The organism is Chitinophaga sp. (genome assembly GCF_035564935.1).
Lineage (GTDB): Bacteria > Bacteroidota > Bacteroidia > Chitinophagales > Chitinophagaceae > Chitinophaga.
This window is the reverse complement of the sequence record NZ_DATMTE010000433.1, coordinates 1-16,285: the sequence shown is the minus strand read 5'-3', so window position 1 is coordinate 16,285 and position 16,285 is coordinate 1. Positions and strand designations below refer to the sequence as shown.

The 16,285-nt window shown below is 46.2% G+C and carries 18 protein-coding genes; all 18 read right to left on the bottom strand.

Features of this window, described 5'->3' with window-relative positions; translation table 11 throughout:
- On the bottom strand, positions 1–1,023 hold a 1,023-nt coding region (locus VN105_RS11250; RefSeq protein ID WP_325640857.1), incomplete at its 3' end, for an NADH-quinone oxidoreductase subunit N.
- A 64-nt stretch (positions 1,024–1,087) separates the two neighbouring features.
- Positions 1,088–2,524 carry an NADH-quinone oxidoreductase subunit M gene (locus VN105_RS11245; protein ID WP_325640855.1) on the bottom strand — a complete coding sequence of 479 codons (1,437 nt, stop codon included), beginning with the start codon at positions 2,522–2,524 and terminating at the stop codon, positions 1,088–1,090.
- Positions 2,525–2,557: 33 nt separating this feature from the next.
- Positions 2,558–4,456: an NADH-quinone oxidoreductase subunit L gene (nuoL, locus tag VN105_RS11240; protein ID WP_325640853.1), complete on the bottom strand. Its 1,899-nt coding sequence runs from the start codon at positions 4,454–4,456 to the stop codon at positions 2,558–2,560.
- Positions 4,457–4,510: 54 nt separating this feature from the next.
- The gene (gene nuoK, locus VN105_RS11235) at positions 4,511–4,828 is read right to left on the bottom strand and encodes an NADH-quinone oxidoreductase subunit NuoK (protein ID WP_079469422.1); all 318 of its coding nucleotides are present in this window, start codon (positions 4,826–4,828) and stop codon (positions 4,511–4,513) included.
- 42 nt (positions 4,829–4,870) lie between these two features.
- Complete coding sequence (locus VN105_RS11230; protein WP_325640849.1) at positions 4,871–5,371, bottom strand: NADH-quinone oxidoreductase subunit J; 501 nt, start codon at positions 5,369–5,371, stop codon at positions 4,871–4,873.
- Positions 5,372–5,424: 53 nt separating this feature from the next.
- On the bottom strand, positions 5,425–5,928 hold the full coding sequence (nuoI, locus tag VN105_RS11225; RefSeq protein WP_142683778.1) for an NADH-quinone oxidoreductase subunit NuoI: 504 nt from the start codon (positions 5,926–5,928) through the stop codon (positions 5,425–5,427).
- Positions 5,929–5,981: 53 nt separating this feature from the next.
- The gene (gene nuoH, locus VN105_RS11220) at positions 5,982–7,025 is read right to left on the bottom strand and encodes an NADH-quinone oxidoreductase subunit NuoH (protein ID WP_325640846.1); all 1,044 of its coding nucleotides are present in this window, start codon (positions 7,023–7,025) and stop codon (positions 5,982–5,984) included.
- A gap of 21 nt (positions 7,026–7,046) precedes the next feature.
- On the bottom strand, positions 7,047–8,135 hold the full coding sequence (locus VN105_RS11215; RefSeq protein WP_325640844.1) for a 2Fe-2S iron-sulfur cluster-binding protein: 1,089 nt from the start codon (positions 8,133–8,135) through the stop codon (positions 7,047–7,049).
- A gap of 74 nt (positions 8,136–8,209) precedes the next feature.
- The gene (nuoF, locus tag VN105_RS11210) at positions 8,210–9,574 is read right to left on the bottom strand and encodes an NADH-quinone oxidoreductase subunit NuoF (protein ID WP_325640842.1); all 1,365 of its coding nucleotides are present in this window, start codon (positions 9,572–9,574) and stop codon (positions 8,210–8,212) included.
- A 63-nt stretch (positions 9,575–9,637) separates the two neighbouring features.
- The gene (locus VN105_RS11205) at positions 9,638–9,826 is read right to left on the bottom strand and encodes a hypothetical protein (protein ID WP_325640840.1); all 189 of its coding nucleotides are present in this window, start codon (positions 9,824–9,826) and stop codon (positions 9,638–9,640) included.
- 23 nt (positions 9,827–9,849) lie between these two features.
- A complete protein-coding gene (gene nuoE, locus VN105_RS11200; RefSeq protein ID WP_325640838.1) occupies positions 9,850–10,353 on the bottom strand; it encodes a complex I 24 kDa subunit family protein in 504 nt (167 codons plus the stop codon).
- A 42-nt stretch (positions 10,354–10,395) separates the two neighbouring features.
- On the bottom strand, positions 10,396–11,616 hold the full coding sequence (locus VN105_RS11195; RefSeq protein WP_325640833.1) for an NADH-quinone oxidoreductase subunit D: 1,221 nt from the start codon (positions 11,614–11,616) through the stop codon (positions 10,396–10,398).
- A 12-nt stretch (positions 11,617–11,628) separates the two neighbouring features.
- The gene (locus tag VN105_RS11190) at positions 11,629–12,144 is read right to left on the bottom strand and encodes an NADH-quinone oxidoreductase subunit C (RefSeq protein ID WP_142683784.1); all 516 of its coding nucleotides are present in this window, start codon (positions 12,142–12,144) and stop codon (positions 11,629–11,631) included.
- A gap of 45 nt (positions 12,145–12,189) precedes the next feature.
- Positions 12,190–12,753 carry an NADH-quinone oxidoreductase subunit B gene (locus VN105_RS11185; protein WP_142683785.1) on the bottom strand — a complete coding sequence of 188 codons (564 nt, stop codon included), beginning with the start codon at positions 12,751–12,753 and terminating at the stop codon, positions 12,190–12,192.
- 22 nt (positions 12,754–12,775) lie between these two features.
- Positions 12,776–13,267, bottom strand: coding sequence for an NADH-quinone oxidoreductase subunit A (locus tag VN105_RS11180; protein ID WP_325640829.1), 492 nt, complete (start codon positions 13,265–13,267; stop codon positions 12,776–12,778).
- A 66-nt stretch (positions 13,268–13,333) separates the two neighbouring features.
- Positions 13,334–15,085, bottom strand: coding sequence for a tetratricopeptide repeat protein (locus VN105_RS11175; RefSeq protein WP_325640827.1), 1,752 nt, complete (start codon positions 15,083–15,085; stop codon positions 13,334–13,336).
- Positions 15,086–15,121: 36 nt separating this feature from the next.
- On the bottom strand, positions 15,122–16,036 hold the full coding sequence (locus tag VN105_RS11170) for a substrate-binding domain-containing protein (RefSeq protein ID WP_325640825.1): 915 nt from the start codon (positions 16,034–16,036) through the stop codon (positions 15,122–15,124).
- An 11-nt stretch (positions 16,037–16,047) separates the two neighbouring features.
- A partial coding sequence (locus VN105_RS11165) for a hypothetical protein (protein WP_325640823.1) occupies positions 16,048–16,285 on the bottom strand: 238 nt, incomplete at its 5' end.

The following is a 16,285-nucleotide window of genomic DNA, read 5'->3' as shown; positions in this document are numbered from 1 at the left end:
GGTATAATCTTTCAGTTTCATCAATACTGCAAACACACCGATAGTAGCAATACTGTAGGCGGCAGCGTAAAGGATAATCCCTTCTGCGCCCCTGTTATTCATGGCTACCACGGCAAACAGCATAAAGCCTGCCTGTGCAATACTGGAATAAGCCAGCATACGTTTCACACTTTGCTGGAATACCGCGCTGAAGTTACCAAGTATCAGGGTAGCAGCAGTAATAATGGAAAGGATCAGGGTCCAGTGTTCGCTGATGTTACCGCCGGCAAAGCTGCTGTGGAACATCCGCAGGAAAGCCACAAATCCACCGGCTTTTACAACGGTAGACATAAAAGAGGTGAACACAGTGGGTGAACCATCGTATACGTCTGGTGTCCAGAAATGGAATGGTACCGCAGATACTTTAAAGGACAGGGCAAATACCATCAGGATGATACCGCATAACGCCAACGGATGCACGCTTTCTGCGCCCAGTCCTAAACCGGAAATATCAAAAGTGCCCGCAGCGCCATAGATCAGGGTAATACCCATGAGCAGGATACCGGTGGAAAAAGATCCCATCAGGAAATACTTCAGGGAAGCTTCATTACTTTTCAGGCTTTTCTTATCAGCGCCCGCAAGGATATACTGCGGGATAGACATAATTTCAACCGCCAGGAACAGCATCAGCAGATTACTGAATGAAGTGGCCAGCGAAATACCCGCCAGGATAAAAAATATCAGGGCGAAATAATCGGCCACATGCTCTCCTACCTTCTCAAACTCACTGCCCGATAACAGGAAATATAACAAGGTGGCGCCCAATGCTACAGCATTGAACAACACACCAAATTTGGTCACTTCAATCATGCCATACATGATATACCCGCCATGCTCTACAGACGGATATTGCGCCAGGTTAGCAATAAATGCTATGAGGATGGCCGCGATGGCAAAAAATTTAATATGCTGCTTATTGCGTACAAATAAACCAACAAACATCAGTACAACGCCCGATAAAGCAGTAGAAATTAGTGCATTCATATTTTTGCGTTACAAAACCCCGTTACAAATTTTTCCATTCCGGTATTCAGCTGACAGCTGAAGATCAGAATAATTTACTTACCACTTCAGATGTGCCGCTCACCAGATCCAGCATAGGTTTGGGATAAACGCCCAGCACTATGATCATGATCACCACCAGGCTCAATGCCAGTGTTTCACCCGGCTGCAGATCTGTAGTAGTTGCGGTTAATTCATTTCCCTCGCCAAATATCACCTTCTGAATCATACCCAGGGTATATACAGCAGAAAGAATAATACCTAACCCGGCAAATGCCATAAACCAGTGATTATATTGGAACAACCCGCTGAACATCAGGAACTCGCCAATAAAACCATTGGTGAGTGGTAAACCGATGTTAGCCAGGCTGATAATAACGAGGAAAATAGCCATCCGCGGCGCTTTCTGCGCCATACCACCCATCTGGTCCAGGTTCCTGATGCCAAGGCGGTTCTGGATCACTTCCACGATGATCCACAAGCCAATGATATTGATACCGTGGTTAAACATCTGTACCATTATCCCCTGGAGACTCTGTTCATTATTGGCAAAAATAGCTGCACACATCAAACCGATGTGCGCTATGGAAGAGTAAGCGATTAAGCGTTTCAGGTCGTTTTGTACCATGGCAATGCAGGACGCATAGATGATACCGATGATACATAGTACAATAGCCACATCGGACCACATAGCAGCGCCCTGTGGCAATACCGGCAACAGCCAGCGGATCACGCCAAACAAACCCATTTTTACCATTACACCGGAAAGGATCATGGTAACAGGCGTAGGCGACTGCTCGTAGGTATCGGGCTGCCAGGTGTGAAAAGGAAATACCGGCATCTTAATGGCAAAGGCCACGAAGAATAACCAGAACAGCCATTTCTGATCTTCCGGGTTCACCTGCATAGTGGTGAAGGAAGTCCAGCTGAAAGAGTGATCCGGGGTTTGCGAATAAAGATAGATAATACCTACCAGCATCAGCAGCGAGCCCAGGAAAGTGTACACGAAGAATTTAAAGGTAACGGCAATCCGTTTTTCACCACCCCACAAAGAGCAGAGGAAATAAACAGGAATCAGGGCCAGTTCCCAGAATATGTAAAACTGCAGGGCATCATAAGCGGTGAATACACCGGTTAAGCCGGCCTGTGATAATAACATCAAACCATAAAAGACATTTGCCTTTTCATAGTTGCGGTTATAAATAGTAATGAAAACAAGCAGGGAAGCAATCGCCGTAAGTAAGCAAAGCATCACCCCCATTCCATCTAATCCAACACGGAACTGGCTCCCCAGCTGGGGAATCCAGTTGGCAACAAAGTTCAGGCTGTCGGGAGCAGTACGAAAGCGGCACCACGATCCAATTGCTATCACCACTGTTGCCAGCGATGAGATCATGCCCAGCACTTTTGGCCCGGATCCCTTCAGACCAAATGCAATAAGGCCCGCTATGAAAGGAATCAATATTAATAAAACTGTCAACATAATTTATCTGCGCTTGTAACTTCTGCTATTGGTTTATAATAAGAATCCGATCACAAATAATAAGATCATACCGATGACCATTGCAAAGATGTAAAAACCCACCTGCCCGTTCTGTACCAGGCGAATCTGCTGACCGCCCCATTGTACACCGCGGCCTACACCGTTCACCAGTTTGTCGATACCCGCTTTTTCCACCACATCGCGGAAGAAACGGGACAATTCATACAATGGTTTTACGATAATAGTATCATACAGTTCATCTATATACCATTTGTTTTCGAGCACTTTTGCCAAACCAGTACTTTCTTTACCCGCATCTTCAAACTTCGTGAATTTCTGTCGCGCCAGCAGGATAAATACAATCACCAGCACACTGCTCACACCCATCAGCAGCCATTCTGTGTTGTGCGACAGGTGATGCTCCACAGCGAAAGGCGCAGACGGTGCAAACACCGGCGCCAGGTATTCCGCCAGCATGTTCTTTGTTCCAAAAACTTCCGGTAAACCAACATAACCGCCTATCACGGAAAGTACCGCCAGGATCACCAATGGAATGGTGATAGCTGCAGGACTTTCATGCAGGTGATGCTCCTGTTCGTGAGTACCCCGGAATTTACCGCTGAAAGTGATATAATATAAACGGAACATATAGAAGGCTGTCATCAGCGCACCTATCAAACCCAGTACATATAAAACCGGGTTGTTGGCAAACGCTTCAGCCAGGATCTCATCTTTGGAGAAGAAACCGGAAAAACCGGGGATACCAGCAATGGCCAGGCATCCTACAAAGAATGTCCAGGTAGTGGTAGGCATGAATTTCCTGAGCCCGCCCATTTTCCTGATATCCTGCTCACCGCCCATTGCATGGATCACGGAACCGGAACCGAGGAACAACAAGGCTTTGAAGAAGGCGTGTGTCATTACATGAAACACAGCAGCTCCATAGGCGCCCACACCCAGGGCCAGGAACATATACCCTAACTGGCTCACTGTGGAATAAGCCAGCACTTTTTTAATATCATTCTGCTTTAATGCAATAGAGGCGGCAAACAAAGCGGTAGCAAGACCAATAACCGCAATCACCGTTTGAATATGCGGCGCCAGGGTATAGATCACATTGCTGCGCGCAATCATATAGATACCGGCAGTAACCATTGTAGCCGCGTGGATCAGGGCTGATACCGGGGTAGGACCCGCCATCGCATCCGGTAACCAGGTATATAAAGGGATCTGTGCAGATTTACCCATTGCACCCACAAACATCAGCATGGCAATAGCCGTGATAATGCCGTTGTTCATGCCCAGTGGCGCTGCTTTGGCAAATACTTCAGGGAAAGTAACAGTTCCAAACTGCATGATCATGAAAAAGATGGCGATCAGGAAACCAAGGTCGCCGATGCGGTTCATCACGAATGCTTTTTTGGCAGCATTGTTATAGCTGGTATTTTTAAACCAGAAGCCGATGAGGAGATAAGAACAAAGACCAACACCTTCCCAGCCAATGAACATCATCACATAATTGGCGCCCAGCACCAGTATTAACATGGAAAACACGAACAGGTTGAGATAAGCGAAATATCTTGCAAAACTCTCATCACTTTCGTCGTGCATGTAAGAAGTAGAGTAGATATGGATCAGCGTACCCACACCGGTGATCACCAGCAGGAACAGGGCACTCAACTGATCTACCTGGAAGGCAAAGGGGATCTGCAGGGAGCCTACAGATATGAAATCAAACAGGTGCACTGTTTGCGCAGAAAATCCAGGGGCTTTAACTTCCAGGAATATTAATAAGCTAATCACAAAGGACGCCAGTATTGCGCCACTGCCAACAAATCCTACCAGGGACTTGGATAAAAATCTGCGTCCCAATCCATTCACCAGGAAACCCAATAATGGTAAAAATGGTACCAGCCAAACAAGATTAATCATTTATCAATTCTATTTACGACGTCGAAAAATTTAATAATTGAGAAAACAGAATTATTAATTTTTCAGCCTGTTAAGAATGTTAATATCTACTGAGTGTGTGTTTCTGTACACCATAGTAATGATAGCCAGTCCAACCGCCACTTCTGCAGCTGCTACCACCATTATAAAAAATACGAAGAGTTGTGCAGAACCGGCATCCACCCTGCCTGCATCCGCCCACATCTTGGAAAATGATACCATCAGCAGGTTCACGGCATTCAGCATCAGCTCTATGCACATAAAAATAATAATCGCATTTCTGCGCATCAGAACACCCATCACACCTATGCAAAACAAGGCGATACTCAGGAATATGTAATATTGAACAGGCATAAAATAAATTACGAGTTAGAAATTACGGATCATTCCGTATGGCTATTCTTTTTTACCAATTACCACGGCGCCGATCATTGCACTGAGGAACAGGATACTGCTCACTTCAAACGGCACCACATATTGTTTGAACAGGATCATACCGAGATTTTTGATCAGCCCGATATCAGTAGCGCTTGTGCTCAGGGCCGGCATGCTGGCATCGCGTAATGCAGCTACCAGTACCACCAGCAATGCACCACCGCTGATAGCGCCGGCATATTTCAGCCAGTTGCGCTTCTGGGGTTCCAGTTCAGCATTCAGGTTCATGAGCATCAGTACGTACAGGAACAATACCATGATGGCCCCTGCATATACAATGATATGTACTACTGCCAGGAACTGGGCATTCATCATGATGTAGTGCCCTGCTATGGTAAAGAATGTTACGATCAGGCACAACACACTCGTCACAGGGTTTTTACTCAACACCACGCCTAACGCTGATACCAGCGCCACGACCGACAGCACCATGAAAATTATTTGTTGTATACTCATTCCCATCTCTGCTATGTTTGACTATTGTATTTTTAGCTAAATGTGCGCTGTGAATAATATTATTTGCCTTCTTTCGGATGAGGAATCAGCAGGTCATCTTTTCCATAGATAAAGCCTTTACGCTGGTAGTTTGCCGGGGCAAATGTTTCAGACATATAAACAGCATCTTTCGGACAAGCTTCTTCACAAAAACCACAGAATATGCAACGGAGCATATTGATCTCGTATTTCGCTGCATACTTTTCTTCCCTGTACAGGTGTTCCTCCCCTTCTTTTCTTTCAGCTGCTTCCATGGTAATGGCTTCAGCAGGACAGGCCACTGCGCACAATCCGCAGGCGGTGCATCTTTCACGTCCTTCTTCATCCCGGTTCAGCACATGCAACCCGCGGAATACGGGGCTGAAATCACGCTTTTTTTCAGGAAAGCTAACGGTCGCTTTTTTCTGAAAAAGGTGCTTAAAAGTGATACCCATACCTTTGGCAATAGCAGGGATGTACATCTTCTCGGCCAGTGTCATTGGCCGGCGGTCTACTGCTTTTGCCCTGTTAGTTAATGCTTGCATAATGAATGCTTTATTTAATCCACACGTTCTGTGTGTATTTAATCAGATAATAATTAGTGTTGACGGGCCAATACCAGGGCGCCGGTGATCAACATATTTACCAGTGCCAGCGGGATCATGATCTTCCATCCCAGGCGCATCAGCTGGTCGTAACGGAATCTCGGAACCGTCCAGCGTACCCACATAAAGAAGAAAATGAACAGCAGTGTTTTTACAAACAATGCCAGGAACCCGAGGATAGTTACTACATTCGGATCCAGCCCCAGTTTATCCATGTAAGGGAAGGCATAACCACCGAAATACATGGTGGAGATCAGTGCCGAACTAATGAACATGTTGATATATTCCGCAAACAGGAAGAAACCGAGTTTCATGGAAGAGTATTCCAGGTGGTAACCACCATTCAGTTCGTTTTCTGCTTCCGGTAAATCGAACGGTGCGCGGTTACATTCAGCAAAAGCGCATACCAGGAAGATAAAAAATCCTAATGGCTGATACACCACGTTCCATAAACCATGACGCTGTTGCTCTACAATATCTTTCAGGCTCAGGGAACCGGTGAGCATCAGTAATGCAATCAGCGCCAGTCCCATGGGCAGCTCGTAGGAAATGATCTGCGAAGCTGCACGAACAGAGGCCAAAAGGGAGTATTTATTATTGGAAGCCCAGCCACCGATCATAATACCGTATACACCCATACTTACTACGCCGAAAATGAAAAGGATCCCGATGTTCACATCTGCGATCTGCAGGGAAACGGTGCGGCCGGCAATTACCAGCGAATCGCCCCAGGGAATTACGGCGCTGGTCATACAGGCTACCAGCATGGCAATAGAAGGACCCAATACGAAGAGAAAACGGTTGGAATTGGTAGGAATAATTTCTTCTTTAAAGAAAAGTTTACCACCATCCGCCAGCGGCTGCAGCAATCCCATGAAACCTGCGCGGTTAGGGCCTAAACGGTCCTGGATCCAGGCTGCCACCTTTCTTTCGCCCCAGGTAGAATACATAGCCACTACCAGTGAAAGTACCAGCACTCCCGATATCAGGAGTACTTTTTCAATTACAAAAAACCAATCTATGCTTAATAAGGTCATACTTACACGTAATTACGATTGTTATTTCTTAAAATCATCAGAGTGAGCAGGTCCGTTGATCTTCGACAGATCAACATCCGGCCTGTTTACCTTGCTTTCAGAGTGAATGTCAAACAACAGCCGTGGTTGTCTTCCATCCAATACTTCCACCAGCGGATCTTTAGGTTTTACGGTATTCACGTAGTGACCCTGGGAAATAACGCTGTTACGTTCTATTTTGCGCGGACCTTCAATGATCCAGTCTTTTGCTTCTTTCTTGTCGAAGCGGCAGGTATCGCAGATAAAGTCTTCCACTTCACCGTATTTATCTTTACGGGCGGTTACGCGGAATATTTCATCACCACGCATCCACAATACGGTTTTACCGCAGCATTTCGGGTTTTCGCAGTCACGGTGTGCATCTACCGGTTTCAGGAACCACACGCGGTTTTTAAAGCGGAAGGTTTGATCGGTTAAAGCGCCTACCGGGCAAACGTCGATGACGTTACCGATAAAATCGTTATCAAGCGACTGGGAGATGTAGGTGCTGATTTCGGAAGCATCGCCACGGCCCAGGATACCATGTTCGCGTTTTTGTGTGAGCTGATCGGCAGTGTATACGCAACGGTAGCAAAGGATGCAGCGTGTCATATGCAGTTTGATATGATCGCCGAGATCCACTTTATCAAATGTTCTGCGTTTAAATTCGTAACGGGTGGCATCGGCGCCGTGTTCGTAGCTCAGGTCCTGCAGGTGGCACTCTCCGGCCTGATCACAAACCGGGCAGTCCAGCGGGTGATTGAGCAGCAGAAATTCCACCACACCTTTACGGGCATCCAGTACTTCCGGGGAAGTGATGTTGGCTACTTCCATACCGTCCATTACAGTGGTACGGCAGCTGGCTACCAGTTTAGGCATCGGGCGCGGATCGGCATCGGAGCCTTTAGATACTTTTACCAGGCAGGTACGGCATTTACCGCCGCTGCCCTGCAGTTTGGAATAGTAACACATGGCCGGCGGCACTACTTCTCCTCCTATCTTCCGGGCCGCATTCAGTATGGTTGTACCGGGTTCCACCTCTACAGAGATGTTATCGATCTTAACCTTAAATAATTTTATTTCCTCCGCCATCTTAATATCTTTTGTGCTCGCGGGGAGCAACGTTTGTTATATATAGATTCTTTATTTCAGTAGATGTATACCTGTTATACAGCCGCAGGTGTTGGTACCGGCAACGGATCTGCGTAATGGGCCAGGCCGAAGTTACGGGTCTGTGATTCATCAGGATTTGCCACATGCCATTCAAATTCATCACGGAAATGACGGATGGCTGCTGCTACCGGCCATGCTGCTGCATCGCCGAGCGGGCAGATCGTGTTTCCTTCTATTTTACGCTGGATATCCCACAGCAGATCGATGTCGCTCATTTTACCTTTACCGTACTCGATGTTGTGGAGCACTTTCTTCATCCATCCGGTTCCTTCACGGCAAGGGCTGCACTGGCCGCAGCTTTCGTGGTGATAAAAGCGTGCGAAGGTAAGGGTATTGCGCACAATACACTGGTCTTCATCCATTACAATAAATCCGCCGGAACCCAGCATAGATCCTGTTGCAAACCCGCCATCGGCCAGGCTTTCATAGGTCATCATACGGGTTTCGCCTTTTGCAGTTTTCAGCAGCAGGTTAGCGGGTAATACCGGTACGGAAGAACCGCCAGGGATACAGGCTTTCAGCCTTTTATTATTTTTGATACCACCGCAGTATTCATCAGAATAGATAAATTCTTCTACGGAGATATTCATTTCGATTTCATAAACGCCGGGTTTGTTGATATTACCGCAGGCGGAAATGAGTTTGGTACCGGTAGATTTGCCGGTGCCGTATTTAATATATTCGTCGCCGCCTATATTGATAATAGGTACTACTGCAGCCAGTGTTTCCACGTTGTTTACTACCGTGGGCGATTGCCACAGTCCTTTTACCGCCGGGAATGGTGGTTTAATACGTGGGTTACCGCGTTTGCCTTCCAGGGATTCTATCAGGGCAGTTTCTTCCCCGCAGATATAGGCGCCGGCGCCGCGTTGTACATATATTTCGAGATCGAAACCGCTGCCCTGGATATTTTTACCCAACCAGCCTTTATTTTTTGCTTCTGCAATGGCCTGTTCCAGGATATCCGGGATCCAGGCATATTCACCGCGGATGTAGATGTAGCAACTGTTAGCGCCGAGGGCAAAGCTGGAGATGAGTAATCCCTCAATGAGGAGGTGGGGGATAAATTCCATGAGGTAGCGGTCTTTGAACGTACCTGGTTCCGATTCATCGGCATTACAAACCAGGTAGCGTGGCACGCCTTCCGGTTTGGCGATGAAACTCCATTTCAGGCCGGTAGGGAAACCCGCGCCGCCACGGCCTCTCAGGCCACTCTTCTTCACTTCATCCAGTACGCCGTCCGGCCCCAGGGTTTTCAGCGCCTTTTCAGCTGCAGCATAACCGCCGTTGCTCCGGTAGGTGTCATAATACCGGATGCCTTCAATATGTGCTTTATCTAACAGTAATTTGCGTCCCATTGTCTTCCTTATGGTGTAATGTTACCGGTATGCCGGTTTCATTACCAGATTTGTGTATATCTTTTATGCCTTACGTATGCCGTGTTGCGAAATGCGTTCTGCGAGCCTGTAAAACAGGAGACCTGCGCTTACGCCACAAGTAACGGAAACAAGCCAGTTATCGATCCGCCACAGGGCGGTGAGTAACACCATCAGCAGTATGGCTTCCACGACTAATAATTTGTGGCGCTGATACATTTCCTTTAAACGCATGATCATGTTGTTTTTTGGATGCATCAGTTAGCGTTTGCTTTAGACCTGCATTCTGCAATGATTTCATCTACTTTGGCCGGTGTAAGGTGTTCCCGGTAATGTTTCCCCAATTGCATCATGGGAGCATAACCGCAGGCGCCGAGGCATTCAACCGTTTTAAGGGTAAACAGCCCGTCGGCGGTAGTTTCACCTACGCCGATGCCCAGCTTGTTTTTAATGTAATCAATGATCTGATCGGAGCCACTCACCATGCATGGACCTGTTTGGCATACCTCAAATAAATAGGTGCCTACGGGTTTCAGGTTAAACATGCTGTAGAAGGTAGCTACTTCATACACTTCAATTGATTTCAGTTGCAGTAAAGTTGCAACGTAGTCCATTGTTTCTGCACTCAGCCATCCCCCAAATGCTTCCTGAGCCAGGTGCAACACCGGTATCAACGCACTTTTCTGCTTCCCTTCCGGGTAGCGTGCAATGATTTCTTTTACTTTATTCAGTTTCTCTTCAGAAAATTGAACCACAGCCATTTTTTTATTCAGCTTTAATCTTCGAAATATTCAATAGCGCAACTACGCATCCAGTTCACCTGCAATCAGGTTAAGGCTGCTCATGCAAACGATCGCATCGCTCAGCATAGAGCCCTGTACCAGTTCAGCATACGCCTGGTAGTAAATGAAGCAGGGACGGCGGAAGTGCAACCGGTAAGGGCTGCGCCCACCATCGCTGATCAGGTAAAATCCAAGTTCACCGTTGGCGCCTTCTACTGCGTTGTACACTTCACCCGGAAGCATGTCTGCTTCTCCCATCACTATTTTAAAGTGATAAATGAGCGCTTCCATTTTTGTATATACATCCTGTTTTTCAGGCAGGTAATAAGCAGGTATATCTGCGTGGAATACATCTGCCGGCAGGCTTTTCACTTTATCCATTGCCTGGCGGATGATGCTGATACTTTCCCACATTTCGGCGTTACGCACCTGGAAACGGTCGTAGCTGTCGCCCGTAGTACCTACAGGGATAGAAAAGTCGAAATCCTGGTAAGAGCTGTAAGGATTGGCTACACGCACGTCGTAATCCACGCCCGCTGCACGCAGGTTAGGACCGGTGAAACCGTAGCTGAGCGCTCTTTCTGCGGAGATAGCGCCTACCCCCTGCGTACGTTCCATGAAAATACGGTTGCGGGTGAGCAGGGTTTCAAACTCTTTCAGTACAGCAGGATATTCGTTGAGAAAGCGTTCTATTTTTGCAAAAGCTGCGGGGGTGAAATTCCTTTCAAATCCGCCAATACGGCCGATGTTGGTGGTAAGACGGGAGCCGCAGATCTCTTCATAAATTTCGTAGATCAGTTCGCGGTAGGTCATTACGTATACGAAACCGGTTAAAGCGCCGGTATCAACTCCCATTACGGAGCTACAGATCAGGTGATCTGCAATACGTGCCAGTTCCATGATGATTACGCGCAGGTAATCTACTCTTTTAGGCGTTTCAATGCCAAGGAGCTTTTCTACCGTGAGCAGCCAGCCCATATTATTGATGGGGGCGGAGCAGTAGTTCAGCCGGTCGGTGAGCGGTGTGATCTGGTAATAAGGGCGGCGTTCGGCGATCTTTTCAAACGCGCGGTGAATATACCCTACGGTAGAAACAGCGCTTACAATACGTTCGCCATCGATTTCCAGAATGTTTTGAAATACGCCATGCGTGGCCGGGTGCGTAGGTCCCAGGTTAAGCGTTTGCGTATCTTTTTCTATAGAGCCTTCCGGCAGTTTTATATGTTGTTTCTGATCTAACATAACCTCGTTGTATTAAAGATTTCCTCCCCTTCCAAACATCTCATCATCTTTATCGATGCGCATGGAGTCTTCCAGCGGAAATTCCTTTCTCATGGGGAAATAGGTCATTTCGTCTACATTCAGTACACGGATCAGGTTAGGATGCCCTACAAAGTTGATCCCGAAGAAATCGTAAGTTTCCCTTTCCATCCAGTTGGCGGATTCATACAGTTTGGTAGCTGTAAAAACGTCTGGTTTGGCTACAGGTGCAAAAACTTTCAGACGGAGCCTGATATTATCCTGCAGGTTATGCAGGTGATATACTACTGCCAGTTCTTCGTTTTTCCGTTCAGGATAATGCACGGCAGTGATATCCGTTAAAAAACGAAAACGCAACTCCTCATCATCAAACAGGAATTGCATTACTTTCAGGTTATAATCTTTCTGTGCGGTGAGGGTAAGCAGCCCAAACGGCTCTTCAAAGCCGGTTAGCACATCTCCAAACTTTTCCGTCAGGCGTTGCTGTATGCGTTCGTTTGTTAAAGACATTAACAATTTGAAATTTACGATTTACAATTAACCATTCCCCTCTCCTTACTTGATACCGTAAGACTCCATCAGTTCTTTATACCTGTCGGAATTGCGGCGGCGGAGACTTTCCTGGCCTACCAGGGCTTGTATTTTCATGAAACCATCGATGATACCTTCCGGTCTTGGAGGGCATCCTGGCACATATACATCTACCGGGATCACCTGGTCGATCCCCTGTAATACAGAATAGGTATCAAATATACCACCGCTGGAAGCGCAGGCGCCTACTGCCATTACCCAGCGTGGTTCTGCCATTTGCAGGTATACCTGGCGTACAATAGGCCCCATTTTTTTGGAAATGGTACCCATTACCATCAGCAAATCGCACTGGCGTGGCGTAAAGGCCATACGTTCAGCCCCGAAACGGGCCATATCGTAAGTGGCAGCCATAGTAGCCATAAACTCGATACCACAGCAGGAAGTGGCAAATGGTAACGGCCAGATGGAATTTTTACGCGCCAAACCTATCACCTTGTCAAAAGAGGTGGCATAAAACCCTTCACCGGAATATCCCTCGGGGATTTCCACCATCTTCACCTTATTATTATATTGAACCGGACGAGCCATTGGTTTTAATTTAAAGAGTTAATTAATCTTCCCATTTCAGTGCACCCTTCTTTGTAATGTAGATAAACCCACACAAAAAGAAGCCCACAAACATCAGCACAGCTGTAAAGCCTTCCCATCCCAATTCCCTGAAATTAACCGCATAAGGGTAGAAAAAGATCACTTCCACATCAAATAACACGAAAAGAATAGCGGTCAGAAAGTACTTGATGGCTACCGGCTGGCGGGCGTTGCCTTTTTGCTCGATACCACTTTCAAAGTTAATAAGCTTGTCGCTGGTTTTGCGTTTAGGACCTAAAAAGTGAGTAGCTAACATCGTGATCCCAACGAAACCTAAAGCAGCAATTAATTGCAGTACTATAGGGAAATAGCTAAAAGGAGTAGTCGTTGCTGACAAAAATACAGTTTCTGTATACATAAGCTTCCCGATAAAAACATTGTCCGAATGCGCAAAAATACTGTAAGTTGACCAATTATCAAATCTATTAAGAGTTAAAATATTATCTTTTTTCACCAAACGGAAACTAAAAAACCTCCTGTGGGTACAGGAGGTTTTCTAGCAATTATATGCAAATAATCCTTATTTCTTGTTCTGACCCTGCTTAGCAGCTGGTTTAGCGGCGGCTTTTTCGCGGGCAGCCATGTTTTCGGTAATTTCCTTCAATGTAACGTTACCTGGATCTACAGCTGCCAGTTTATCGGAATAAACCTTGATGTTAGGCTTATCTTCCTTAAAGTAGTAGTACAACAGCTCGTATACATAAGCCCTGGTAAGTGTAGATTTATTTTTTGCAGGATCGCTTTCTGACATTTCTATGTATTTGTCATAGAAAGGCTTGGCCACACCGGCCTGTGCCTGCGGATCTTTTGCAAAATTGCTCTGTCCTCTCCAGTAGTAACCTGTTCCCAGGTCTGGTTTTACTTCGATTACCTTCTGGAAAGCGGCATCTGCTTTGTTCAGCAATACAGTATCATACGGATTCACGGTTACTGCCCCGTAAAAATAGTTGATACCAACGTTGAAGTAATCGATGGCCTGTAGTTGTTCCTTATTGGCAATGCTGAGTTCATTCGCCTTTTCATACCACTCAGCAGCGTTAGTGTATTTTTTAGCTGCTTTCAGCTGTTCAGCGATCTGGAGGAATGTTTCAGGATCTTTTGCAGTGATGGAGTTTGAATATTTTTCCAGGTAACCCAGTGCTTTGGTAGTATAACCTTCCTGGGTAGCTGAGTCAGAAGATTTCAGCTTCATATAGATAGCTCCCAGCAATTTATAATCCGCAGAATCCAGTTTGCTTTCGCCTACTTTTGCTGCGTATTCGTCCATCACCTTCTGAGCATTCAGTGAATCGCCTTTTTGCAGGTATGAATCACCTATAAGCAGGCTCAGTTTATTCTGATAAAACTCGTTGGCGCCTCCCAGTGCAGCCTGACCTTTGCTGATAGCATTGTCATAATCTTTCTTAAAGAAAGAAATGTATGCGCTCAGGTACTGGTTCTTCACTTTATCTGCCGGATCTGCAACAGCCATATATTTTTCCAGGTACTGCGCTGCGTTATCCCAGGATAACTGATCCTTTTTAGGAACGATATAAAAACTAAACAGTTCATAAAAAGCCGGACCATAGTTAGGGTCCATATTGGTAGCCTTGGTATAATCTGCTACTGCTTCTGCTTTCAGCCTGGCGTTGTAATTCACCAAACCTTGTTTCATTACGGCTTCAGCATTGTTAGGATCCAGCTCAAGCGCTTTTTCATAGGTAGTGATGGCTTTACCACCATTTTCACCACCCAGGAAGCGGTAAGCATCTCCCAGTTCAATATAGTCGGCTGCAGTTGGCGTGTATTGTTCTTTTCTCTTACGGCCCTCATTGTTCAGGAGCTTTTCCATTACAGTGAGTGCATATGCACGGTCGCCACCTTTGATTTCGCTGTTGGCATCTGCAATAGCGCGGGCAACATCACCATCGCGGCCCTGTGTGGCAGTGCTGGCGCCTTCAAACTTGGCTTTAGCGGCAGCGGCATCTCCCTTGAGCAGGTCAATGCGTCCCATACCGGCCTGCAGTAAAGCAGAGGTGGGAACCGCCTGCAAACCCTTCTGGAAAGTGGCTGTTGCACCGGCAACATCCTCCAACCCAAGCTGGGCTATACCGAGGTAATAATACGCTTTGTCTTCCGTAGGCTTTGCTGCGATCACTTTCTCTAAATTCTGTTTGGCAGACAGGTACTTACCATAATACAGGTCTTTAAGTCCGTCCTCCACAGATTGGGCCATCACACCGCTTGAGGCGGCGCAAAGCAATGCTACGATTAAACTTTTCCGTTTGTTCATGCAATCTGGTTTTTTAGTTTTAGTTGTGTTTTTCTTCTACTTTAGGTTGGCTTCCCTGAATACTACATTTAATCTCGCCGGGAATAGCCGGAACTGCTTCATTACTAGCTGTCCTTCATAACTACCAAGAAAAGTGGCAAATCCACTGCCAAGACCATGATATGGTTCTTTCAGGCAATAAAAGAAGCCGCGTTTTAAAGGATAGGTGCCAATACCAATATAGGCCTGGTATGGCTTAACAAATTCTGAACCATTGTCTGCCCTCAGTCTTACTACAGATACTTCACGTGTAAAAGCCATTGACAATGAATCGTTAGGATCGGAGATCCAGCTAACACCTATTACACCAATCGCGTCCTTGTTTTTTGTTACGTAATCCACCACTTCAGGGTTTGTTTTTGCAGCCATTGTATTGGTTGGCAAAGGCTTACCCTTATTGATGGAATCCATGATATACCGCACGGTGCTTGAGTTGGCATTATCAAACACCAGCTGCCATTTCCTTTCGTTGTTGGTGCCATCCATGATCCCCCTTACCTGTTCCATATTCAATACAGAATCAGGATTACTTTTATTTACCACCAGCGCAAGTGCGTCCCAGGCAAGTAAAAGGCTGTTAGGCGTAATTTTAATCTGCTTGAAATAGTCGCGTTCCTGCTGGTTGAAATCGCGGGTAACGATTACCAAACGGGCACTATCATTTAAAAGATCTTTAAAGCAATCAGCCTCCGGTTTATAGGTAGGGATGATATGCGCTTTCGGATACAGCGATTCAAAAACCTTTATTTCCGAATCAATCAGCGGTTTGTATGTTTCATCCACGCTGATACGGATGGTGCCTTCTGTGGCTGTATCCAGTTTTTTCGCATTTGGATTAGGGCCGCATGCGGCCATCATCATTATAATAGCTGCTAAATATACAGCATTCATTCTTTCTAATCTGAAAAACATATCACACCTCTTTAGTTCCTGTTAAAAAAAAGTTTTCTCACTCCGTTATAAACCCTAAAGAGGCCGTAGACTATCAAAACCGCACCAACAATACTCATCATCTGCTGGGATAACCTAAATTCGCCAAATCCCAGTTTCTCCGCGAAAATTGCGAACAAACCAAAGAGAATAAAGAATATACCCCTGATCAGCTCACCCATTGGCCGATACCTGTTTTCCTGCCATCTGCTTGTTTGTTCTTCGTGTGTT